The organism is Pseudomonas sp. Ost2 (genome assembly GCF_018326065.1).
In the GTDB taxonomy this organism is placed as follows: Bacteria; Pseudomonadota; Gammaproteobacteria; order Pseudomonadales; family Pseudomonadaceae; genus Aquipseudomonas; species Aquipseudomonas gingeri.
Map to the genome: position 1 here is coordinate 43,949 of NZ_AP021904.1, position 22,977 is coordinate 66,925.

Here is a 22,977-nt window from a genome sequence, read left to right on the forward strand (position 1 = left end):
CCCGACCGGAAGACTTCCCCATGGTGCACAGGTGGTGCTCAGCCCCTGGGCGACTCACGCCCATTTTACGTCCCGCGCTCGCCGGCCTCCTGCTTTTGCTGGTCGGCGGTTGCAGCAGCGTGAGTTATTACAGCCAGTTGGCCGGTGGGCAGTTGAGCCTGTTGCGGGCCCGGGAGCCGGTCGCCGCGGTGATCGCCGATCCGAGCCGCGATCCCAGGCTGCGCGAGCACCTGGTGCATTCCCAGGAGGCGCGGACTTTCGCCAGCCAGCGGCTGCATCTGCCGGATAACCGCAGTTACCGCCTGTATGTCGATATCAAGCGGCCCTATGTGGTCTGGAATGTCTTCGCCACGCCGGAGTTTTCCCTGACCCCGCAGAGCCACTGTTTCCCCATCGCCGGCTGCGTGGCCTATCGCGGTTACTACGACCAGGGCGCGGCCCGGGGCGAAGCCGCCCTGCAACGCCAGCAGGGCCTGGATGTGTACATTGGCGGCGTCGAGGCCTACTCGACGCTGGGCTGGTTCGACGATCCGATTCTCAACTCGATGCTGAACTGGGGCGACGAGCGCCTGGCGACGCTGATCTTCCATGAGCTGGCGCACCAGCGTTTCTATGTGAAGGACGACACCGAGTTCAACGAGTCCTACGCCAACTTCGTCGAGCAGGAAGGCACGCGCCAATGGCGAGCGGCGCGGGGCTTGCCACCGGCCAAGGCCAATGACGTGGCGCAGAAGGATCAGTTCATCGAACTGGTGCTGCACACCCGTGAACGCCTGCAGGCGCTCTACGCCCTGCCCTTGCCGGCCGAGCAGATGCGCGAGCGCAAGGCCGCCGAATTCGAGCGCCTGCGCCAGGAGTACCGGCGCGTGCAGGCGACGCAGTGGGCGGGGGACAAGCGCTATGACGCCTGGATCAACTCGCCGCTGAACAACGCCAAGCTGCTGCCCTTCGGTCTCTATGACCAGTGGGTGCCGGCTTTCGCCGCATTGTTCAGGCAGGTCAACGGTGATTGGCCGGCGTTTTTCACGGCGGTGGAGAGGCTCGGAAGCCTGCCGGTCGCCGAGCGCAAGGCGGCGTTGCGTCAATTGATGCCAGGCTGAAAGGCGCTTTCGCGGGCAAACCCGCCCCCACAAAGACAGGCCCATGACACCGGCGCTACGGTGGGAGCGGGCTTGCCCGCGAAAGAAGGCGACTCGCCCTGGCGCCCTACACAAACGCCCGATGCAGGTCGGCCAGGGTCTGGAAGTGATACGCCGGCTGTTCGCCCTCCAGCTCCGCGAAGCTGCCGAAACCATAACCCACCGCCGCCGCATCCAGGCCGTTGCGTCGGGCGCCGATCAGGTCATGCTTGCGGTCGCCGATCATCAGCGTATTGCCCGGCTCCAGTTTTTCCTCGGCGATCAGGTGGGCGATCAGCTCGACCTTGTCGGTCCGGGTGCCGTCCAGTTCGCTGCCGTAGATCATCTTGAAGTGCCGGGCAAAATCGAAATGCCGGGCAATCTCGCGGGCGAACACCCAGGGCTTGGACGTGGCGATGTACAGGGTGCGGCCTTGTCCGCCGAGGGTTTCCAGCAAGGGCGTGACCCCATCGAACACCCGGTTTTCATACAACCCGGTGACCTTGAAACGCTCGCGGTAGAAATTCACCGCTTCCCAGGCCCTGGCCTCGTCGAAACCGTAGAACTGCATGAACGCCTGCAACAGCGGTGGCCCGATAAAGTGTTCGAGCTTGCTCAGGTCCGGCTCGTCGATGCCCAGCTTGCCGAGGGCGTACTGGATCGAGCGGGTGATGCCCTCGCGCGGGTCGGTCAGGGTGCCGTCGAGGTCGAACAAAATCGTCTGGTAGTGCATGAAATACCCCAATCTGTACAAAAAACGATCAGTCGGCCCGATGGTAGCCTTCGGCGATATGCTGATCCTTGAGCTTCACGTAGTTCGAGGCGCTGTAGGTGAAGAAAGCCTTCTCCTTGTCCGTCAGGGCGCGCACCTGCTTCACCGGGCTGCCGACATAGAGAAAGCCGCTGGCCAGGCGCTTGCCCGGCGGTACCAGGCTGCCGGCACCGACGATCACCTCGTCCTCGATCACCGCGCCATCCATGACGATGCTGCCCATGCCGATCAGGATCCGGCTGCCGACGCTGCAACCGTGCAGCATGACCTTGTGGGCGATGGTCACGTCGTCGCCGATCAGCAGCGGGAAACCCTCTGGATTGAAGGGCCCGGCATGGGTGATGTGCAGCACGCAGCCATCCTGCACGCTGGTGCGGGCGCCGATGCGGATGCGGTGCATGTCGCCACGGATCACCGTCAGCGGCCACACCGAGCTGTCGGCGCCGATCTCGACATCGCCGATCACCACCGCCGACGCATCGACAAAAGCCCCGGCGCCAAGGGTCGGCGTGTGATTCTGATAGGTGCGAAGGGTCACGATAGGCTCTCTCTCTGTTGCTGATAGCTGCGGTAGGCATTGATTGTAATTAAGATGGCCCCATCTTTGTTCTTACATGTTTCTCCAGCCAAGGTACCCACCGTGAGCGCGAACAACCCTCTTCTGCAGTCCTACGACCTGCCGCCGTTCTCGGCGATCCGTGCCGAGCACGTGCAACCGGCCATCGAGCAGATTCTCGCCGACAACCGTGCCGCCATCGAAGGCATCCTGCAAAGCCAGGGGAAAAATCCGAGCTGGGCCGGCCTGGTCCTGGCCATGGACGAGCTCAATGACCGCCTGGGCGCCGCCTGGAGTCCGGTCAGCCACCTCAACGCCGTGTGCAACAGCGCCGAGCTGCGCGAAGCCTATGAGGCCTGCCTGCCAGCCCTGAGCGCCTACTCCACCGAGTTGGGCCAGAACCGCGCCCTGTTCCAGGCCTTCGAGGCGCTGGCCAACAGCCCCGAGGCCGCCGGCTTCGACGTGGCGCAGAAGACTATTCTCGAACATTCCCTGCGTGACTTCCGGCTCTCGGGTATCGACCTGCCGGAGGCCGAGCAGAAGCGTTACGCCGAAGTGCAGAGCAAGCTGTCCGAACTGGGCAGCCGCTTCTCCAACCAGTTGCTCGATGCGACCCAGGCCTGGACCAGACACATTGTCGACGAGGCCGGCCTCGCCGGGCTTAGCGCCTCGGCCAAGGCACAGATGGCCGCCGCCGCCCAGGCCAAGGGCCTCGACGGCTGGCTGATCACCCTGGAATTCCCGAGCTACTACGCGGTGATGACCTACGCCGAGGACCGCGCCCTGCGCGAAGAGGTGTACGCCGCCTACTGCACCCGTGCGTCGGACCAGGGCCCGAACGCCGGCCAGAACGACAACGGCCCGGTGATGCAGGAAATCCTCGACTTGCGCCAGGAGCTGGCGCAATTGCTCGGCTTCGCCAGTTTCTCCGAGCTGAGCCTGGCGACCAAGATGGCCGACTCCAGCGACCAGGTGCTGACCTTCCTGCGCGACCTGGCCAAGCGCAGCAAGCCGTTTGCCGCCCAGGACCTGCAACAGCTCAGGGCCTACGCCGCCGAGCAGGGCTGTGCCGAACTGCAAAGCTGGGACAGCGGGTTCTACGGCGAGAAGCTGCGTGAACAGCGCTACAGCGTTTCCCAGGAAGCCCTGCGCGCCTATTTCCCGATCGACAAGGTACTCGGCGGCCTGTTCGCCATCGTCCAGCGCTTGTACGGCATCGAGATCGCCGAGCAGAAAGGCTTCGACACCTGGCACCCGGATGTCCGCCTGTTCGAGATCAAGGAGAACGGCCAGCATGTCGGTCGCTTCTTCTTCGACCTCTACGCCCGCGCCAACAAGCGTGGCGGTGCCTGGATGGACGGCGCCCGCGACCGTCGCCGTACCGTCGATGGCGTGCTGCAGAGCCCGGTGGCGAACCTGGTGTGCAACTTCGCCCCGGCCGACAGCGGCAAGCCCGCGCTGCTGACCCACGATGAAGTGACCACCCTGTTCCACGAATTCGGCCACGGCCTGCATCACCTGCTGACCCGCGTCGAGCACGCCGGTGTCTCCGGCATCAATGGCGTGGCCTGGGATGCGGTGGAATTGCCGAGCCAGTTCATGGAGAACTGGTGCTGGGAGCCGGAAGGCCTGGCGCTGATCTCCGGCCACTACGAAAGCGGTGAGCCACTGCCCCAGGACCTGCTGGAAAAGATGCTCGCGGCAAAAAACTTCCAGTCCGGCCTGATGATGGTCCGCCAGCTGGAGTTCTCGCTGTTCGACTTCGAACTGCACGCCACCCACGGCGACGGCCGCAGCGTGGCGCAGGTCCTCGAGGGCGTGCGCGACGAGGTCTCGGTGATGCGTCCGCCGGCCTACAACCGTTTCCCCAACAGCTTTGCGCACATTTTCGCCGGCGGTTACGCGGCGGGTTACTACAGCTACAAGTGGGCTGAAGTGCTGTCGGCCGATGCTTTCTCCAGGTTCGAGGAAGAAGGCGTGCTCAACGCCGAGACCGGTCGCGCGTTCCGCGAGGCCATCCTGGCTCGTGGTGGCTCCCAGGCGCCGATGGTGCTGTTCGTCGACTTCCGTGGCCGTGAGCCGTCGATTGACGCACTCTTGCGCCACAGCGGCCTGAGTGAGGACGCGGCAGCATGAGTGAGGCACCCGTGACCAGGACCAAGAAGCGCTTTATCGCCGGGGCGGTCTGCCCGGCGTGCAGCGAGCAGGACAAGCTGATGATGTGGAGCGAAGACGACGTTCCGCACCGCGAGTGCGTGGCCTGTGGCTATGCCGATACGCTGAACGAGCAAGGCTTGTCGGTGCCCAGGGAGCTGGGCACGCGGGTCAACACGCCGGTGGTGAAGGTCGCCGACAAGAAAGTCCAGACCGTGCAGTTTTTCCCCAATCCGAAGCTGAAGAAGGCCGAGGACAAGTAACCTCCCGCGTGCCGGTCTCCCGAGGCGTTTCGCGCCCGGGAGACCGCGTTCCTATTTGCCGAACGGGATGATGAATTTCAGCCACAGTCTTTCGCCCTGGGGCCGATATTCGCTTTCGAACTCGTGCTGCCAGGTGGCGATTATCTGCGCCGGTCCGGCGTTGTACCTGATCGCCGGTCCCAGGGCGAAGGCCTGGCCCTTCAGGCCGTCCAGGCTGTCGATGACATCCTGCGTCGCCCGGTCGCTGACGTGGTCGTCGGTGGTCTGTTTGTAGTAATAGCCCGAGACCCCCACCTGCCACTGGTCGATGTTGTAGCCGGCGGCGAAGTCGACGTGCAATTCCTGCCCGGAGCGGTAGTCGCTGCCGGTCGGGTTCAGCCCGGTGATCTGGGCGGAGGTGTTCTTCTGGTTGAAGTCGTACATGAACTTCATGTCCAGGGCGAAGCCGTCGGGGTCGTAATAGGCAAACGCCACGACCGGTTCGAAGTTCCAGTAGTGCCGGCTGAAGTTGGCCTGGGCGTTGCGATCGTAGCTGCCGATGGGCACGTTGATGTCCAGGCCGGTGGTGAGATGCAGACCGTTGTCGAAATGCCAGCCCATGATCAGCGGGTTCACGGTGATGTCCCCGACACCCCGGCGATGATCGTTGACCCCCGCCGCATCGACCTCCAGATCCACCAGCGGGACGATGAGGTGGCCGCCCCAGTTCGCGCCCATGAAGGTCTTGTCGCTGACATAGACGGTTCGCGAGACCAATGCATCGGCGCGGACCTTGAAGTCCGGGAGAAAGCCGGAATGGCCGTTGCCGTCATTGAAGCGGTTGGCGCTGTATTGCGTCAGGTAGGTCAGCTCATAGAGACCGGGCGGCGGCAGTGCCCCGGCCAGGTAGTTCTCTGCACCGTTGGGATACACACCGCCTCCGGTTTCCGTTGCCTGCACAGTGTTGATCAGGCCGAGCGAGGCACAGAGTGTGGTGGCGATGCCGATGTGTCTGATAGTCATGGTTCGATCTTCTTATTAGTGGCCGGTCATACGCCCGGCAGCCGTCGGCCGAGCGCATGGAAGGCAGTGGGTTGCGGTGGTCTTTTCGCAGTTACAGCGGGTAATGGCGCGGTTGCTGCTGGATGGTCAGCCAGCGCAGGTCGGTGAACTCGGCGACCCCGGCCTCGCCACCGAAGCGACCATGGCCCGAAGCCCCCAGGCCACCGAACGGCGCCTGGGGTTCGTCGTGGACCGTGGCGCCGTTGATGTGGCAGATTCCCGAGCGGATCCGCCCGGCGACGTCCATCGCGCGGGAAATGTCGCGGGTGAACACGGCCGCTGACAGGCCATATTCGCTGTCATTGGCGATGCGGATCGCGTCTTCCTGGTCCTTGGCCCGGATCACCGAAACCACCGGCCCGAACGACTCCTGCGTATACAGCCGCATGGCTGGGGTGACCTGGTCGATGACATTCGCCGGGATCAGCACGCCCTGCCCGTCGTCACCGGCCAGGCGTGTCGCGCCGGCCGCCAGGGCATCGGCGATCAGTGTCCGGACCCGCTCCGCGGCCTGGGGGTCGATGACCGAGCCCAGTGGCGTCGAGTGCTTGCGCGGGTCGTCTGCGCGCAATGCCATGGCCCGCTGTGCCAGGCGTTCGACAAAGGCTTCGGCGATGCCAGGGGTGACGATGACCCGCTCGGTGGACATGCAGATCTGTCCTTGATTCATGAAGGCGCCGAAGATCGCGGCATCCACGGCCGTTTCGAGATCGGCATCATCGAGCACCAGCAACGGCGCCTTGCCGCCCAGTTCCAGCAGCGCCGGCTTGAGCTGGCGCCCGCAACGTTCGGCGATCAGCCGGCCGACCCGGGTCGACCCGGTGAAATTCACGCGTCGCACCGCCGGAGCATCGATCAGGGCATTGACGATGGCGCCGGCGTCCTCCGGGGCGTTGCTGAGGACATTCACCACCCCCTTGGGAAACCCCGCCCGCAGAAAGGCCTGGCCGATCAGCGAGTGCGTCTGTGGGCAGGCTTCCGAGGCCTTGAGAATGACACTGTTGCCACAGGCCAGTGCCGTGGCGATTGCCCGCACCCCGAGGATCACTGGCGCGTTCCAGGGAGCGATCCCCAGCACGACGCCGGCGGCCTGGCGGATCGACATCGAGAAACAGCCGGGCATGTCCGACGGGATGGTTTCGCCCCGGACGGCCGTGGTCAGCGAGGCCGCCTCGCGCAGGATCGATGCGCCCAGGGCGATGTTGAACGTGGCCCAGCCCTGCGTGGCACCGGTTTCCCGGGCCATCGCCGCCGTCAGTTCCGCGCTGAGGCCAAGCAGCTCCCGGGCTGCCTCCAGCAGCAGGTTGCGCCGGTAGTCCGGGCCGCTCCGCGACCAGCTGACAAAGGCCTGGGCGGCGGCTTCGACCGCGCTGGCGGTGTCGTCGAGGGTGGCGGCGGCGGCGGTGGTGGCCACGGTGTCCGCGACAAAGTCGTGGCGCACGAAGGTCGCACCGTTCGAGGCGGGCCGCAGCTCGCCATTGATCAGTAACAGGGTGTTCGACATTTTGCGAATCTCTGGTTGGGAAGAAGCGATTGCGTGGTCCGTGTCTCGCCGGTTTCAGGGCGCCACGGTCCCGGCTTCCTTGCGCCGGGTGCGTTCGGTCGCGGCCTGGACAAGGCGTGGCGCGGTTTCGCGCAGGAGCAGCGCCAGGCAGGTGCCGATGGCCAGGCCGACCATGGGAATCCAGAACACCTGGCCGATCCCGAAGTGCTGGGCGACGAAGCCGGCGATCACCGGGGCCACGCCGCCGCCGAAGAACTCGCCGGCTCCGGAGACGAAACCGATGGCCGAGGAAGTCAGTTGGGGGGATACGGCCTCGGTCGGGATGGGCCCGGTGAGGATGGAAGCCAGGCCGAGGCCGAAGAACGCGGTAAGCGCCAGCCAGATGAACAGCGTCACGCTGTCCGCCGGGGCATGGAAAAAGCACCAGGTACCGATCGCGGCGCCGATAAACGCGATGACGGTCGCCAGCCGCCGGCCGATGATGTCCGACAGTCCCGAGATGGCGAACTCACCGAGGAACCCGCCCCAGCCCATCGCGGACAGGACAAAACCCATGGTGGCGGGCGTCAGGTGCAGTTGGTCCACCAGATAGCTGGGGACCATCGCGCCCATCACGAATACGCAGCTCATGGTGCAGAACAGGCAGGCAGCGGCCAGCAGCGCATTGCGTGACTTGAGCACCTGCAGCCATGACGGCCTGTCGGCCGCCAGCGTTGCGGCGCGTGCCTGGCGGGTGAGGTGTGGCGGCTCGCGCAACACGCGATAGAGCAGATAGGCCACCACCAGCCCCGGCAGGGCGACGAGCATGAACACCTCGCGCCAGGACGGCACGACGGCCAGCAGTTGCGTGGCGAGAATCGGTGCGATGCCAAAACCGAACAAGGCGAAGGTGCTCAGTTGCAGGCCCTGGTTCAGGCCGCGTCGGCGCGGGTGGGAGGCCTCGGCGGTGGCGGCCACGCTGACCGGGCAGAAGGCGCCCTCCGCGGCCCCCATCACGCCACGGACCAGCAGCAGCGAGAGAAAGCCGGTGGCCATTCCGGAGAAGCCCGACAGCACGGAAAAGATCAGCAGTGCGGGGATCAGGATGGCGCGTCGGCCGACCCGGTCGGACACGTTGCCGATCAGGATGGAGAAGGCTCCCCAGGCCAGGGCCAGGGCGCCCACCAGCGTGCCGAGCTGGCTGTAGCTCAGGTGCAGGTCCTGCATCATGGCGGGAAACAGCGGGGCGAGAATCCAGCGGTCCAGGCCCACCAGGCCAAAGCCCAGGGCCAGCAGGAGGACGGCTTTCCATTCGTATCGCGAGTTGTGCGGTGTGGCGGATGTCTGATTATTGTTATTCATTTTTCTCTCCGGAAGCGGCCCGCCCGTTCTGTCGCGGGCACGCATCGGGGAGATTACGGCGTTGCCCGCGCGGTGCTTTGCCGCCAGGGAACGCCGGGTTTGTCGAGCGTGAACGCCGCCTCAGTGAGTGGCGTTCGACACGTCGGGCACAGCTATCGACGACAGGACATCGGCCCGATAGCGGGTGGGGGTCAGACCGAACCGGGCCTTGAACGCCTTGCTGAAATGCGCGGCATTGTTGAACCCCCACTGATAGGCGATTTCGGTGACCGAGCGGCTGGCCAGGCGACCGTCGCCGAAGGCGTCGCGGACACGCTCCAGGCGCGACTGCCAGATGAACTGGGCCAGGGTGCTCTCGTCGTCGCTGAATGCCTTGTGCAGGTTGCGTTTGCTGCAGCGGAAGCGGCTGGCGATCAACTCGACGTTCAACTGCGGGTTCATCAGGTTCTGTTGCACGAAGTCGTGGACCTGCAAACGCAGGATCTCGCGGCTGGAGGACGTTGCCGACTTGTGCCCGGATTCGAGCAAGGCCATGCGCAGCAGATGGGTGGCGATGGTGCCGAGTTCGGCGCGGGAACTGTGCTCGACTTCGTCGATCTCCGAAAACAGCCGTGCCAGATAGGTCGGCAGCATGCGTTCGATACCCGCGCACCGGCCGAAGCCGCGGGCGGTCAGGGCGCCGACTGCACCATGGCGCAGGCCCAGTTCCGAGCGTGGTACCAGCATGACCAGTTGGCGAACCTGCGTGAGGTTGGTCACGCTGTAGGGGCGCCGCGTGTCATACAGCGCCCACTGGCCCGGCTCCAGGCATACCTCGCGGTCGCCCTGGGCAAAGATCGCCCGCCCACGTTGCTGCACCACCAGCTTGACCAGGTCGCGATCGTCACGGGAGATCATCGCCTGGCCACGTTCGACCCTGTGGGGCGTGGCGTCCAGCCGGCAGTACTGCAGGGTTCCGGCGTGACCGAACATGGCCGAGGCCTCGAAAGGGCCGTCACCGATCACCTGGGTATCGAGTCGACCGACCACGTCCCAGATCAGGTTGCTCCACTGGTCGAGCTTTTCCCTGAGGGTTCCCACCGTGTTGAACTGAGAAGATGGCGTCATTCGGCATTTCTCCCGGCTTGCGGTTTATTGTTGTTTTATCGGCGCAGCGGTCCCGGCATTCGGCTGTGGTGCGCTAGCGGGCCAGCGCCTGGAGGATGGCCCCGGCCAGTGCGGCATCGTCATCGGAGTTCGCCCCCGCGACACCGATGGCCCCCTGCAACCGACCTTGGGCAAGGACCGGCAACCCACCCCGTAGCGCAAGGATTCCCGGCAGTCCCAGGTAAGTCGTGTTGCCCTGCTGCACGGCATCCTCCAGCACCTTCGTATCCATGCCGTAGGCGGCCGCGGTCCGGGCCTTCTTCGTCGCCGCATCGCCCATGCCGCTCGGTACGCTGGCGGGACGGGTGAAGTACAGCAGGTGCCCACCGGCATCGACGATACTGATGGCGACCCGGTCCGGGTGGAACGCCGGTTCGTGACCGACGGCCTCGATGGCGGCGGTCGCCGACTTCAGGCTCAGCTCCGCGGCCATGCCTGGCGGGCTCGTCAGCAGGCCCAGCGACAGGCTCAGGGTGGCGCAGACAGCGAGGTAGGAGGGCTTCGGGCGACGGTAAAGAGGCATGGCTTGATCTCGTTCTCAGGGCATTGTGCCAAAGGCACCCCTTTCATCATCGCCGTCGCCGACAGTGTGGAGAAGAGCCGCCTTGCGCGGAATGCCTCACTCCTACAGAGTGAGCCGGGTATGCCTGGACCACGCGTAAAAGGCATAGTATCGATGCTGGACAGCGGTGCCCGGCAGCGTGCGGCAAGGGGGGCTGCCCGAGGAGGAAAGCATGCTCGATCGAATCACCGGAATGCAGATCTTTACCCGTGTCGCCTCCTCCGGGAGCCTGTCGGCGGCGGCCAGGTCCCTGGCAATTTCCCAGACGCTGGCCACCAAGCACATCGCCGCCCTCGAACAGCAACTCGATATCAAGCTGTTTTTGCGCAGCACCCGCGGCTTGAAACTGACTGCCGCCGGCGAGCGTTATCTGGCGGGCGTGACGCGGGTGTTGCGGGATATCGAAGCGCTGGAAGAGGACGCCGCTGCCGATGACGCGGCCGTGCGCGGCTTGCTGAGATTGAATGCCCCGGCGTCGTTCGGGCATCGGATCCTGGCGCCGTTGCTGGCCGGGTTCTCCCAGCGTTACCCCGGGCTGAACATCGACCTGAGCCTCGACGACAAGCGCGTCGACCTCGTCGAGGAGGGGTGGGATCTGGTCATCCGGATCGGCAAGCTGAAAAGCAATACCCTGCGCGCGCGTCGCCTGGCTCCTTGCGAGCTGGTGGTCTGCGCGGCGCCCAGCTACCTGGAGCGCAGCGGGGTGCCCGCGACGATCGAGGAACTCATCAACCATAACTGCATCGGCTATACGCTTTCGGAACACCTGGGTCCGCGCCGGTGGACGTTCGGGGCACAGGGCGAACGCTCGGTGCCGATCCGCGCGACCTTGTCCATCAACAACGGTGACGCGATCGTTGCCGCTGCGCTCGAAGGCTACGGCATCATCTACAAGCCCTTGTTCATGGTGCACCAGCATTTGCAGGACGGCCGCCTGGTGGCCCTGCAACTGAATCATCCGCCCCTCGGGCTGCATGATGTGTTTGCGGTGTTCCAGGGGGCGCGCAAGCCGCCGGAGAAGGTGCGGGTGCTGATCGACTTCCTGCTGGAGCAGCTTCAGGCACCCCTGCCCTGGATCAGCGGCAGGCCTGCCCTGGTCAGTGGGCGTTGGCCGACTTGAACCAGTTCTGCACGTTGCAGGTGGCAAACGGGCTGGTGCTGCAATCGCCGTTGGCCAGGGCCGTGCGCAGTTTCTCGATATCGGCCTTCATCATGTAGCGGATGCCGTCCTTGAAGTGCGAGCTGTCACCGAACCCGCCCTGGGTCATCTCGCTCAGCGCGTCTTCCTTGCTCCAGCCCTCGACGACCACGCGGTACATGGCGGCCATCAGGCCGGTGCGGTCGGAGCCGTGCTTGCAGTGCATGAGCACCGGACCGTTGGCCTGCGCGTCCTTGATCGCCCGCAACGCGGCCAGTACGTCGGCATCGTCGACGTGGTTGGTCCGGTACGGCAGTTGCACCTGCTTGATGCCTGGCGCGAACAGCCAGCTGGAGTCCGACTCCGGCAGGAAGTTGATCACCGTGCCGATCTTCAACCGCTCCAGCAGCGGCAAGGCGTCCTTGTCCGGCAGGGCGCTGCGGTAGAGCGTCGGGCTCATTTCGTTGAGGTTGTACTTGTCGCCGACGGGCTGGGCCCATTGAGCCGGACGTTCGGCGGGCGCGCTGTCGGCCTGGGCCAGGGGCAGCAGGAGCAGGGTGGTCAGGGCCAGGCCAAGGGCGGAGAGGGTACGGAGCAGCGACATGGGAAAGTGACCGAGAGAGGGACAATGGGCACAGCATGTCCTGGCGTCGGTCAAGAGCCTGTGAGGCGGGCGTCAAAGATTTGTGATCGGGACGGGGGCGCCTGCCCGACGGTGCTAGGCAGAATCGCCCGACTCCATTACTGTATATAGATACAGTAATGGAGCATTCTCCAATGTCCACCCCTCTCCCGCCCCGTGGCCGTGGCACGGCGACCAACCCGCACAACCGCTTCGCGCCGAACCGCTCGGTGGCCGAGGACGACGGCTGGTACCAGGAAGTCCCGCTGACCCAGGGCACCGAGGTGCGCATCGAGACAGCGAAGACCATTATCACCCGCAACACCTCCCCCGACCTGCCCTTCGACCGTTCCATCAATCCCTATCGCGGCTGCGAGCATGGCTGCATCTACTGCTATGCGCGGCCCAGCCATGCCTACTGGGACATGTCGCCGGGCCTGGATTTCGAGACGCGGCTGATCGCCAAGAGCAATGCGCCGCAGGTGCTGGAGCAGCAGTTGTCGAAGCCGGGTTATCGCTGCGCGCCGATCAACCTGGGCTCCAACACCGACCCCTACCAGCCTATCGAGCGCGAGCATCGGTTGACCCGGAGTACCCTCGAAGTCCTGCTGCGCTACCGGCACCCGGTGACGATCGTGACCAAGGGCTCGCTGATCCTGCGGGACCTCGACCTGCTGGTGGAACTGTCCCGGCAGCGGCTGGTGGCGGTGATGATCAGCCTCACGACCCTGGACGACGAGCTCAAGCGCATCCTCGAACCCCGGGCGGCGGCGCCCAAGGCGCGTTTGCGCGCCATCCGGGTGATGCGCGAGGCGGGAATCCCGGTCGGGGTGTTGTGCTCGCCGATGATTCCGATGATCAACGACAGCGAGATCGAAAGCCTGCTCACCGAGGCCCACGCCGCTGGTGCCCAGAGCGCGGCCTACATGATGCTGCGCCTGCCCCTGGAGGTGGCGCCGCTGTTCGAGGAATGGCTGGCGGCCCATTATCCGCAGCGTGCCGCCCACGTCCTGAGCCTGATTCGCCAGAGCCGTGGCGGGGAATTGTATGACAGCCGTTTCGGTGCGCGGATGCGCGGTGAAGGTCCGTTCGCCGACCTGCTGGCCCAGCGCTTCGCCAAGGCCCTCAAGCGCCTCGGGTTGAACCGCCGGGAAGGATTCAACCTCGATTGCAGTCTTTTCTGCCCGCCGGGAGCGCAGATGTCACTGCTCTGACGTAAGCTGCTGGAGCAGGAGTAGCGTGGCTTTCCGATTGTCTTTATCGGTTGTAGGGGAAATCCTTCGAGCGATGTGGAACACCCGTCCTAGAGCCTCTGATTCAGTTTGAGTTAAGTTTTTGAGGGTATGGTGATTTCGCCTGTTTCCTACAAATGACAGGCAGTGTTCAAGGAATCGGGCGTGCTGACCCGAAGAACGCTGGCTCTGAGCAAGCCAAATCAGGAAAATCCCCTTCAATCCGTCAGAAAAGAGGATGAATCATGAGTGACAAGGATAAACAGCCATTGGCTGCGTCGGCTTCAGCGCTCCCCGAGACCGAAAGCGCCGATGCAGCACTGCAGCATATCGTCGATGGCTTTCTGCATTTTCATCATGAAGTCTTTCCGCAGCAGCAAGAACTCTTCAAGAAGCTCGCCACGGCGCAGCAACCGCGGGCGATGTTCATTACCTGTGCCGACTCGCGCATCGTTCCCGAACTGATCACCCAGAGCTCCCCCGGCGACCTGTTCGTCACCCGCAATGTCGGCAACGTGGTGCCGCCCTACGGGCAGATGAACGGTGGCGTCTCGACCGCTATCGAATACGCCGTGCTGGCCCTTGGCGTGCAGCACATCATCGTCTGCGGGCATTCGGACTGCGGGGCGATGCGCGCGGTGCTGACCCCCGAAAGCCTGGAAAAGATGCCGACGGTCAAAGCCTGGTTGCGTCACGCCGAAGTGGCGAAGACCATGGTCCAGGAAAACTGCGATTGCGCCAATGAAGGCGAAAGCATGCAGGTGCTGACCGAGGAAAACGTGATCGCCCAGTTGCAGCATTTGCGCACCCATCCGTCGGTGGCCTCGCGCATGGCCAACGGGCACCTGTTCATCCACGGCTGGATCTACAACATCGAAACCAGCGAAATCAAAGCCTATGACGCGGATCGGGGCTGTTTCCTGCCTCTGGACGGCACTCGTCCAATCCCGAGCGCGACGCCCAAGGCCCGCTTCTGAAGCCTGAAGCTTTTCTCAATCGATAGGGTTCTGCCACGACTGCCATAGAGCGGTCTGGCTTTGCCATGCCTGAAGAAATCCTCAGGAGATTCATCATGCGTGCAGCACAACTGAAAGCTGTTTTACCCCGGGAGCTGCTGGCTTCCGTGGTCGTATTCCTGGTGGCCCTGCCGTTATGCATGGGCATCGCCATTGCTTCCGGCATGCCGCCGGCCAAGGGCTTGATCACCGGGATTGTCGGTGGCCTGGTGGTCGGCTGGCTGGCAGGGTCGCCGTTGCAGGTCAGCGGTCCGGCCGCCGGGCTGGCGGTGCTGGTGTTCGAACTGGTGCGCCAGCACGGTATCGCCATGCTGGGACCGATCCTGCTGCTGGCGGGCTTGTTGCAACTGATCGCCGGGCGCCTGCGCCTGGGCTGCTGGTTCCGGGTCACCGCCCCGGCGGTGGTGTACGGCATGCTCGCCGGGATCGGCGTGCTGATCGTGCTCTCGCAGATCCATGTGATGTTCGACGGCGCTCCCCTGCCCTCGGGCCTGGACAATCTGCTGGGCTTTCCCGAAGCCCTGGGCAAGGCCTTGCCGATGGTCGGCGGCGGCCTTGGCTGGCAGGCCGGTCTGCTGGGCTTGCTGACGATCCTGGTGATGTGGCTGTGGGAGAAGTTCAAGCCCCATGCCCTGCGCTTCGTGCCGGGCGCCCTGCTCGGCGTGGGCCTGGCGACACTGGTGAGCCTGGTGCTGGCCTTGCCGGTCAAGCGGGTGGAGGTGCCGGATAACCTGGCGCAGGCCATCGACTGGTTGCGCCCGGCGGACCTGCTCAACCTGGCGGATCCGGCGCTGTTGATAGCGGCCTTTGCCGTGGCCTTTATCGCCAGTGCCGAAACCCTGCTCTCGGCGGCGGCGGTAGACCGCATGCACGATGGCCAGCGCTCCGATTTCGACCGTGAACTGTCGGCCCAGGGGATTGGCAACATGCTCTGCGGCCTGCTCGGCGCGTTGCCCATGACCGGCGTGATCGTGCGCAGTTCGGCCAACGTCCAGGCCGGCGCGCGGACTCGTCTATCGACGATATTCCACGGCCTCTGGCTGCTGGCCTTCGTGCTGTTGCTGTCCAGCGTGCTGCAAAGCATTCCGGTGGCGAGCCTGGCGGGCGTGCTGGTCTACACCGGGCTGAAACTGGTGGACCTCAAGGTCTATCGGGGCTTGTCGCGCTACGGGCGGATGCCGATGCTGACCTACGCGGTCACGGCGCTGGCGATCATTTTCACCGACCTGTTGACCGGTGTGCTGATTGGCTTCGGCCTGACCCTGGCGAAACTGGCGTGGAAGGCCTCGCGACTGAAAGTCAGCCTGGTGGATTTGCCGGGCGAGGGGGAAAAGGAGCTGCGACTGACGGGGGCGGCGACCTTTCTCAAGGTCCCGGCGTTGACCCAGGTGCTGGCGACGGTGCCGCCAGGCAGCACGGTGCATGTGCCGCTGAACAACCTGACGTATATCGACCATTCCTGCCTGGAGCTGCTTGAGGAATGGGGACGTGCCAACGCGGCCAAGGGTTCGCGGCTGGTGATCGAATCCCGAGGGTTGAAACGGCGTCTGGAGGGTCGCCTGCGCACTACGACCGGTATCGGGTCGACGGCTTAGTGCGCAGCGGCAAGGTCAGGCGGCTGGCTGTTCCAGTTCCAGCTCTACGCCCAGTTGGCGGGACAGGCACGGCCAGCGCTTCCACGCGGCCTCGGTGTCCGGGTCGTTGAGGCGGTCGCGGTAGGCTTCCACCGATTCAAGGGCAAAGCTTTCTTCGTCGAGCATTTCATCGACGGCATGGTGCACCGCTTCATCCAGTTGGTTGGCGAAGTCCTCGCCGATCAGCTGGTGGGCGATCAGGTTGGCCACTGTGGTGTTCAACGGGATCAGCGACTGACCAAAATGCACGATGTACAGATCGTTGACCTCTTCCACCAGGCGATGTGCCAGGTACGCCTCGTCCAGCAGGCTGTCGAGACCGACATGGCCATCGAGGATCGTCGGCGGTTGCAGGAAAAACTGCTCGGCGATTTTCAGCACCGGCTTGATCTGCGACTCGATACCCGCTTCGCGGGCAACTTCATTGGCGGCATCCAGCAGGTCAGGGACCAGATCGATATAAGCGGTGACAAACCGTGTCATGACTCCCTGGGCATCGACTTCCGGTAGTTGAATGGCGGGATGAAGGTGCGGCAACTGTACTTCCAGTTGGCGCGTCAATTGACCGGTAGCGGCCTCGTGTTGATGTGCACGTTGTATCTGCTCGCGCAATGCGGCGGTGTTCATGAAGGCTCCAGGATGGAAAACAAAGGGAAAAGGGAGAACATAAGGTAGCTGGGTTATAAAAGTTGCTAAGACGTATTTGTCATAATTATTTCATGGTTATATGTCTGCGTTATATCGGTTTGCCATCATTTCTCGCTATCCCACGCCGTCCGTGGCCTCTGGCCCAATCACCGGTTCATTTTCCTTATCGCGTTGCGTGGTCCCGGTCGCTGTCTATACTCGGTTTTGTATGGAGTTAGCTGATGACGCCCGGCTGCATGTTCCGGCAAGACCGAATGGTCCGCTTGCGTAGTCCGACCATTCCCCTTTGCCCCAGGTGAAAGCCGGCGGGATAACAAGAACGATAAGGGGAACCCGCAATGATGCGACATCCACGGGTCTGGATGGGCCTCCTGTTGTGGTCGTTATTCAGCCAGGCACAAGCCGCCTGGACCACGAATATGACCCAAGGGGCAACCGAGGTAAGCCACGCGGTCTTCGATCTGCACATGACCATCTTCTGGATCTGTGTGGTCATTGGCGTCATCGTCTTTGGTGCCATGTTCTGGTCGATGATCCTTCACCGCCGTTCCACCGGGCAGGTCGCCGCCAAATTTCACGAAAGCACCACGGTGGAAATCCTCTGGACCATCGTGCCTTTCCTGATCCTGGTGGCCATGGCGATCCCGGCAACCGCCACGTTGATCAAGATGTACGACGCCAGTGAATCGGATGTGGACATCCAGATCACCGGATATCAGTGGAAGTGGCACTACAAGTACCTGGGCCAGGATGTCGAGTTCTTCAGCAACCTCGCCACGCCTGCCGAACAGATCCACAACCAGGCCGCCAAGGGCGAGCACTACCTGCTCGAAGTCGACCAGCCGCTGGTGCTGCCGGCGGGCGTCAAGGTGCGTTTCCTGGTGACCGCCGCCGACGTGATCCACTCCTGGTGGGTGCCGGCCTTCGCGGTCAAGCGCGATGCGATCCCCGGTTTCGTCAACGAGGCCTGGACCAAGGTCGACAAGCCGGGCATCTACCGTGGGCAGTGCGCCGAGCTGTGCGGCAAGGATCACGGCTTCATGCCGATCGTGGTCGAGGTGAAGTCCAAGGCCGACTACGACACCTGGCTCGGCGAGCGCAAGGCCGAAGCGGCCAAGCTCAAGGAGCTGACCACCAAGGAATGGACCCTCGACGAGCTGGTGGCCCGTGGCGACAAGGTCTACCACACCACCTGCGTCGCCTGTCACCAGGCCGAAGGCCAGGGCCTGCCGCCGATGTTCCCGGCCCTCAAGGGCTCGAAAATCGCCACCGGACCGAAAGAGGGTCACCTGAGCCTCGTCTATCACGGCAAGCCGGGCACCGCCATGGCGGCCTTCGGCAAACAGCTCTCCGAAGTCGATATCGCCGCGGTTGTCACCTACGAGCGTAATGCCTGGGGCAACAACAAGGGCGACATGGTCACGCCGAAAGACGTGCTGGCCCTGAAACAGGCGGAAAGCAAATGACCAGGTCAATGACGTGTGCCCTGAACTGGCCTGGGTCATGCCCCGGCCGCCCGGTTCAACCGTTTGCAGGAGACAGGACATGAGTGCTGTGATCGATGACCATGGCCATGCCGGCGACCACGCCCACGGCCCCGCCAAGGGTTTGATGCGCTGGGTGCTGACCACCAACCACAAGGATATCGGCACGCTGTACCTGTGGTTCAGCTTCGCCATGTTCCTGCTGGGCGGATCGTTCGCCATGGTGATCCGTGCCGAGCTGTTCCAGCCCGGATTGCAGATCGTGCAGCCGGCGTTCTTCAACCAGATGACCACCATGCATGGCCTGGTGATGGTCTTCGGCGCGGTGATGCCGGCCTTCGTCGGCCTTGCCAACTGGATGATCCCGCTGATGATCGGGGCGCCGGACATGGCCCTGCCACGGATGAACAACTTCAGTTTCTGGTTGTTGCCCGCGGCCTTCCTGTTGCTGGTGTCGACCCTGTTCACCGCCGGGGGCGGACCTAACTTCGGCTGGACGTTCTATGCCCCGCTGTCGACCACCTACGCGCCGGAAAGCGTGACCTACTTCATCTTTGCCATCCACCTGATGGGCATCAGTTCGATCATGGGCGCGATCAACGTGGTCTCGACCATCCTCAACCTGCGTGCCCCGGGCATGACGCTGATGAAGATGCCGCTGTTCGTCTGGACCTGGCTGATCACCGCCTTCCTGCTGATCGCGGTGATGCCGGTACTGGCCGGTTGCGTGACCATGATGCTGATGGACATCCACTTCGGCACCAGCTTCTTCAGTGCCGCCGGCGGTGGTGACCCGGTGCTGTTCCAGCACGTGTTCTGGTTCTTCGGCCATCCCGAGGTGTACATCATGATCCTGCCGGCCTTCGGTGCCGTCAGCTCGATCATCCCGACCTTCTCGCGCAAGCCGCTGTTCGGCTACACGTCGATGGTCTACGCCACGGCGAGCATCGCGTTCCTGTCGTTCATCGTCTGGGCGCACCACATGTTCGTGGTCGGCATCCCGCTGGTGGGCGAGTTGTTCTTCATGTACGCCACGCTGCTGATCGCGGTGCCGACCGGGGTCAAGGTGTTCAACTGGGTCAGTACCATGTGGCAAGGCTCGCTGACCTTCGAGACGCCGATGCTGTTCGCCGTGGCGTTCGTCATCCTGTTTTCCATCGGCGGTTTCTCCGGCCTGATGCTGGCGATCGCCCCGGCGGACTTCCAGTACCAGGACACCTACTTCGTGGTGGCGCACTTCCACTACGTGCTGGTGCCGGGGGCGATCTTCGGGATCTTCGCCTCGACCTACTACTGGCTGCCGAAATGGACCGGCCACATGTACGACGAAACCCTCGGCAAGCTGCACTTCTGGCTGTCGTTCGTCGGCATGAACCTGACCTTCTTCCCGATGCACTTCGTGGGACTGGCGGGCATGCCGCGGCGGATCCCGGACTACAACCTGCAGTTCGCCGATTTCAACATGGTTTCGTCGATCGGCGGCTTCATGTTCGGCACCACCCAGTTGCTGTTCCTGTTCATCGTGATCAAGTGCATCCGTGGCGGTCCGGTGGCTCCGGCCAAGCCATGGGACGGGGCCGAAGGGCTGGAGTGGAATATCCCGTCGCCGGCGCCGTACCACACCTTCACCACGCCACCGGAAGTGAAATGACACGGAGGGCTGTCCGATGAGCGACTCGATCGCACTCAAGCGCCTGGTCACGCGCCTGCTGCTGGTGGTGGTGGCGATGTTCGCCTTCGGCTTCGCCCTGGTGCCGATCTACGACGTGATGTGCAAGGCCTTCGGCATCAACGGCAAGACCGCCGGCCAGTACGAGGGCGAACAGGTGGTGGATGCATCGCGCAGGGTCGGGGTGCAGTTCCTCTCGACCAATGCCGTGGACATGGTCTGGGAGTTCTATCCCAAGGCCGACCAGATCAGCGTCAATCCCGGCGCGGTCAACGAAATGATCTTCATCGCCTACAACCCCACCGACCATGTGATGAAGGCCCAGGCGATCCCGAGCATTTCACCCGGCAATGCGGCGATGTACTTCCACAAGACCGAGTGCTTCTGCTTTACCCAGCAGACGCTGCAACCCGGGCAGCGGATCGAGATGCCGGTACGTTTCATCGTTGATCGTGACATGCCCAAGGACGTGAAGCACCTGACGCTGGCCTACACGCTGTTCGATATCACTGCCCGCAACCCACCCGTGGCCCACTCGGGCGGGTAGGCCATCCAGCGTGCCCGATAAGGAGAACAATAAAATGGCAACTCCAACCCACGAGCATTACTACGTTCCCGCCCAGAGCAAATGGCCGATCATTGCCACGCTGGGCATGCTGACCACTGTCTACGGCCTGGGCACCTGGTTCAACGACCTGAAGGCGGCGCGCCCGGAATCCCATGGCCCGCTGATCTTCTTTGTCGGCGGACTGCTGCTGGCCTACATGCTGTTCGGCTGGTTCGGCACGGTGATCAAGGAAAGCCGCGCCGGTCTCTACAGCGCCCAGATGGACCGTTCGTTCCGCTGGGGCATGAGCTGGTTCATCTTTTCCGAGGTGATGTTCTTCATCGCGTTCTTCGGCGCGCTGTTTTACGTGCGGCACATGTCGGTGCCATGGCTGGCCGGCGAAGGCGGTGCCAAGGGCCTGGCGCATATGCTCTGGCCGGACTTCCAGAACGTCTGGCCGCTGCTGCAGAACCCGGACTCGAAACTCTTCCCGCCGCCCAAGGCCACCATCAGCCCGTGGGGCCTGCCGCTGCTCAATACCATCCTGCTGGTCAGTTCCAGCGTGACAGTCACCATCGCCCACCATGCCTTGAAGAAAGGCCATCGCGGGGCGCTGAAGATCTGGCTGGCGCTGACGGTGCTGCTGGGGCTGGCGTTCCTCGGCTTCCAGGCCGAGGAATACCTCCACGCCTACCACGAACTGGGCCTGACCCTGGGCTCGGGCATCTATGGCGCGACGTTCTTCATGCTCACCGGGTTCCACGGCGCCCACGTGACCATCGGCACGCTGATCCTGTTCGTGATGCTGGTACGGGTCATGCGCGGGCACTTCAACGCCGAGCATCAGTTCGGCTTCGAGGCGGCGAGCTGGTACTGGCACTTCGTCGATGTGGTCTGGATCGGCCTGTTCGTTTTCGTCTACGTGCTGTAGACGCGGCGCCGTTACCAGGGGGCGTTGGACACCAGCTGACCGCTGTAGAAGCCCCAGGTGATCAACGCCAGGGTGGCGACGGCGAGACCGACCCGCACCGTCAGCGCGGTAAGCAGGCGGTGAGACGGTCCTTCGTCCTTGACCAGAAAAAACAGGCCGCTGAACAGGCTGACAACCGTGGCTATCAGCATCAGGACTATCGCCGCTTTGAGCATGGTGAGACTCCGGGGGAGATGCGCGTGTACTTGAGTATAGCGAGTCCGAATGCTGCCAATGGGGTGCCGTCGTGAGGCGCTTTCGCCCCGGCGTGGCACCGACCCTGGTGGTGCTGGTGTTGCTGCCGCTGCTGGTGCTGCTGGGTTTCTGGCAGTTGGGACGGGGCGAGCAGAAGCGCGTGCTGCTGGAAAGTTATGCCCAGCGCCGCACGGCCGAGCCGTTGAGTGGCGAGCAGTTGAAGGGCAGTGCCGACCCGGCCTTTCGCCGCGTGCAACTGCGCGGCCAGTTCGATGCCGGGCACAGCTACCTGCTGGATAACCGGGTGCGTAATGGCCAGGTCGGCGTCGAGCTGATCCAGCCGTTTCACGACCAGGCCAGCGGGCTCTGGTTGCTGGTCAACCGCGGCTGGCTGCCCTGGCCGGAACGGCGCACGCCGCCGGTCTTCGGCACGCCCGAACAGGCGCTGAATATCGACGCCTGGGTCTATGTCGCCCCGGGCGCCACCTTCCAGCTCCATGCCGACCCGCTGAACGCACCCTGGCCACGCGTGGTGACGACGATCGAGCCCGGCAAGCTGTGGACGGAACTGGGTCGTGAAGGCTTCGCCTACGAGCTGCGCCAGGAGCCCGGCCCCGGCGCCTATGAAACCGGTTGGCCGGTAGTGGCCGAAGGCATGGGCCCGGAGAAACACCTCGCCTATGCCGTGCAGTGGTTCGCCATGGCCCTGGCGCTGTTCGGCCTTTACCTCTACCTCGGATGGCATAACGCAAGGGAGAAACACCATGGGAGCGGCCATGAATCGACTCAACACAGCTGAAGCCCGGCAGCCGGGGGGACGCGCCCGCGGGCGCTGGCAGTTGATCCTGATCGTGCTGATGGTCATCGGCCCGATGATCCTTGCCACCGGCATGTACAAGTTGCAGTTCTGGGTACCGGAGAGCCGCAGTTATCACGGCGAGCTGATCGGCAATGGCCAGGGCCGTGCCGACCTCGGCGTGCAGGCCGACGAGCAACGCTGGCAGATGCTGGTGACGGCGCCCCAGGAGTGCTCGGTGGATTGCCAGCAACTGGTCTACCTGGCGCGGCAGATCCAGATCGGCCTGGGTCGTGACGCTTCCCGCGCCAGCCACGCCCTGGCGACCGCGCAGCCGCTGGACAGCGACTATGCCGCCAAGCTGCAACGCGAATACCCGCAACTGCAACGCTACCCGCTCGACCTTCCCGCTTACACCCGGGAAGCCCGTGGCAATGGCGCGCCGCAGCTGTGGATCATCGATCCCCACGGCAACCTGGTGCTGCGCTACGACGCCCGGGTCAAGGGCAAGGACTTGCTCAACGACCTGCGCCAGCTGCTGAAACTGTCGAATATCGGATAAGGGCATC

General features: G+C 63.9%; 23 protein-coding genes. 13 read left to right on the forward strand and 10 right to left on the reverse strand.

Annotation, left to right across the window (positions count from 1 at the left end):
* The first annotated feature begins 20 nt into the window (after positions 1–20).
* Positions 21–1,100, forward strand: a complete 1,080-nt coding sequence (locus tag KI243_RS00220) for an aminopeptidase (protein ID WP_212810320.1) — start codon at positions 21–23, stop codon at positions 1,098–1,100.
* 106 nt (positions 1,101–1,206) lie between these two features.
* Here KI243_RS00220 and KI243_RS00225 read toward each other — a convergent pair whose 3' ends face one another.
* A complete protein-coding gene (locus KI243_RS00225; protein WP_103032993.1) occupies positions 1,207–1,851 on the reverse strand; it encodes an HAD family hydrolase in 645 nt (214 codons plus the stop codon).
* A gap of 28 nt (positions 1,852–1,879) precedes the next feature.
* Complete coding sequence (locus tag KI243_RS00230) at positions 1,880–2,428, reverse strand: gamma carbonic anhydrase family protein (protein ID WP_177109202.1); 549 nt, start codon at positions 2,426–2,428, stop codon at positions 1,880–1,882.
* Between the two features lie 54 nt (positions 2,429–2,482).
* Here KI243_RS00230 and prlC point away from each other — a divergent pair, with 54 nt between their 5' ends.
* Together prlC and KI243_RS00240 are read left to right on the forward strand one after the other, a co-directional pair.
* On the forward strand, positions 2,483–4,582 hold the full coding sequence (gene prlC / locus KI243_RS00235) for an oligopeptidase A (RefSeq protein WP_177087393.1): 2,100 nt from the start codon (positions 2,483–2,485) through the stop codon (positions 4,580–4,582).
* The gene (locus KI243_RS00240) at positions 4,579–4,863 is read left to right on the forward strand and encodes a YheV family putative zinc ribbon protein (RefSeq protein WP_017129236.1); all 285 of its coding nucleotides are present in this window, start codon (positions 4,579–4,581) and stop codon (positions 4,861–4,863) included. Before prlC ends, KI243_RS00240 begins: the two co-directional genes overlap by 4 nt.
* Positions 4,864–4,914: 51 nt before the next feature.
* On the opposite strand, the gene KI243_RS00245 is transcribed toward KI243_RS00240, so the two are convergent.
* The 5 genes from KI243_RS00245 to KI243_RS00265 all read right to left on the reverse strand — a co-directional run bounded on the left by KI243_RS00245 (position 4,915) and on the right by KI243_RS00265 (position 10,418).
* Positions 4,915–5,865, reverse strand: coding sequence for a transporter (locus KI243_RS00245; protein WP_212810321.1), 951 nt, complete (start codon positions 5,863–5,865; stop codon positions 4,915–4,917).
* A gap of 91 nt (positions 5,866–5,956) precedes the next feature.
* Complete coding sequence (locus KI243_RS00250) at positions 5,957–7,408, reverse strand: aldehyde dehydrogenase (RefSeq protein WP_103032994.1); 1,452 nt, start codon at positions 7,406–7,408, stop codon at positions 5,957–5,959.
* A gap of 54 nt (positions 7,409–7,462) precedes the next feature.
* A complete protein-coding gene (locus tag KI243_RS00255; protein ID WP_212810322.1) occupies positions 7,463–8,749 on the reverse strand; it encodes an MFS transporter in 1,287 nt (428 codons plus the stop codon).
* A gap of 120 nt (positions 8,750–8,869) precedes the next feature.
* A complete protein-coding gene (locus KI243_RS00260) occupies positions 8,870–9,856 on the reverse strand; it encodes a helix-turn-helix domain-containing protein (RefSeq protein WP_017129232.1) in 987 nt (328 codons plus the stop codon).
* A gap of 73 nt (positions 9,857–9,929) precedes the next feature.
* Entirely contained in the window at positions 9,930–10,418 is a 489-nt protein-coding gene (locus KI243_RS00265) for a heme-binding protein (RefSeq protein WP_177087398.1), read from the reverse strand.
* Between the two features lie 211 nt (positions 10,419–10,629).
* Between KI243_RS00265 and KI243_RS00270 the strand changes: the two genes are divergently transcribed.
* Complete coding sequence (locus KI243_RS00270; RefSeq protein ID WP_177118827.1) at positions 10,630–11,577, forward strand: LysR family transcriptional regulator; 948 nt, start codon at positions 10,630–10,632, stop codon at positions 11,575–11,577.
* Here the strand turns inward: KI243_RS00270 and KI243_RS00275 are convergent.
* Positions 11,555–12,199 carry a tyrosine-protein phosphatase gene (locus tag KI243_RS00275; protein ID WP_177109195.1) on the reverse strand — a complete coding sequence of 215 codons (645 nt, stop codon included), beginning with the start codon at positions 12,197–12,199 and terminating at the stop codon, positions 11,555–11,557. The genes KI243_RS00270 and KI243_RS00275 overlap by 23 nt on opposite strands.
* Positions 12,200–12,372: 173 nt before the next feature.
* On the opposite strand from KI243_RS00275, the gene KI243_RS00280 reads away from it, so the two are divergent.
* From KI243_RS00280 to KI243_RS00290, 3 genes are all read left to right on the forward strand, one after another.
* A complete protein-coding gene (locus KI243_RS00280; RefSeq protein ID WP_177087402.1) occupies positions 12,373–13,431 on the forward strand; it encodes a PA0069 family radical SAM protein in 1,059 nt (352 codons plus the stop codon).
* Positions 13,432–13,694: 263 nt separating this feature from the next.
* On the forward strand, positions 13,695–14,426 hold the full coding sequence (locus tag KI243_RS00285; protein ID WP_017129227.1) for a carbonic anhydrase: 732 nt from the start codon (positions 13,695–13,697) through the stop codon (positions 14,424–14,426).
* A gap of 95 nt (positions 14,427–14,521) precedes the next feature.
* Positions 14,522–16,060 carry a SulP family inorganic anion transporter gene (locus KI243_RS00290; RefSeq protein ID WP_017129226.1) on the forward strand — a complete coding sequence of 513 codons (1,539 nt, stop codon included), beginning with the start codon at positions 14,522–14,524 and terminating at the stop codon, positions 16,058–16,060.
* Between the two features lie 15 nt (positions 16,061–16,075).
* Here the strand turns inward: KI243_RS00290 and KI243_RS00295 are convergent, their stop codons facing one another.
* A complete protein-coding gene (locus KI243_RS00295; protein ID WP_017129225.1) occupies positions 16,076–16,726 on the reverse strand; it encodes a hypothetical protein in 651 nt (216 codons plus the stop codon).
* Between the two features lie 359 nt (positions 16,727–17,085).
* On the opposite strand from KI243_RS00295, the gene coxB reads away from it, so the two are divergent.
* The 4 genes from coxB (at position 17,086) to KI243_RS00315 (ending at position 21,378) form a co-directional block, all read left to right on the forward strand.
* Entirely contained in the window at positions 17,086–18,213 is a 1,128-nt protein-coding gene (gene coxB / locus KI243_RS00300) for a cytochrome c oxidase subunit II (RefSeq protein WP_042936996.1), read from the forward strand.
* Positions 18,214–18,292: 79 nt separating this feature from the next.
* Positions 18,293–19,882 (forward strand): cytochrome c oxidase subunit I, encoded by a 1,590-nt coding sequence (gene ctaD / locus KI243_RS00305; protein WP_017129223.1) that lies wholly within the window; start codon positions 18,293–18,295, stop codon positions 19,880–19,882.
* Positions 19,883–19,898: 16 nt separating this feature from the next.
* The gene (locus KI243_RS00310; RefSeq protein WP_017129222.1) at positions 19,899–20,447 is read left to right on the forward strand and encodes a cytochrome c oxidase assembly protein; all 549 of its coding nucleotides are present in this window, start codon (positions 19,899–19,901) and stop codon (positions 20,445–20,447) included.
* Positions 20,448–20,481: 34 nt separating this feature from the next.
* Positions 20,482–21,378, forward strand: a complete 897-nt coding sequence (locus tag KI243_RS00315) for a cytochrome c oxidase subunit 3 (RefSeq protein WP_017129221.1) — start codon at positions 20,482–20,484, stop codon at positions 21,376–21,378.
* Positions 21,379–21,389: 11 nt separating this feature from the next.
* Here KI243_RS00315 and KI243_RS00320 read toward each other — a convergent pair whose 3' ends face one another.
* On the reverse strand, positions 21,390–21,593 hold the full coding sequence (locus tag KI243_RS00320; protein ID WP_017129220.1) for a twin transmembrane helix small protein: 204 nt from the start codon (positions 21,591–21,593) through the stop codon (positions 21,390–21,392).
* A gap of 71 nt (positions 21,594–21,664) precedes the next feature.
* Here KI243_RS00320 and KI243_RS00325 point away from each other — a divergent pair, with 71 nt between their 5' ends.
* Both KI243_RS00325 and KI243_RS00330 read left to right on the forward strand, forming a co-directional pair.
* Positions 21,665–22,411 carry an SURF1 family protein gene (locus KI243_RS00325; RefSeq protein WP_042936995.1) on the forward strand — a complete coding sequence of 249 codons (747 nt, stop codon included), beginning with the start codon at positions 21,665–21,667 and terminating at the stop codon, positions 22,409–22,411.
* A complete protein-coding gene (locus KI243_RS00330; RefSeq protein ID WP_042936994.1) occupies positions 22,377–22,970 on the forward strand; it encodes a hypothetical protein in 594 nt (197 codons plus the stop codon). Before KI243_RS00325 ends, KI243_RS00330 begins: the two co-directional genes overlap by 35 nt.
* Positions 22,971–22,977 lie beyond the last annotated feature (7 nt).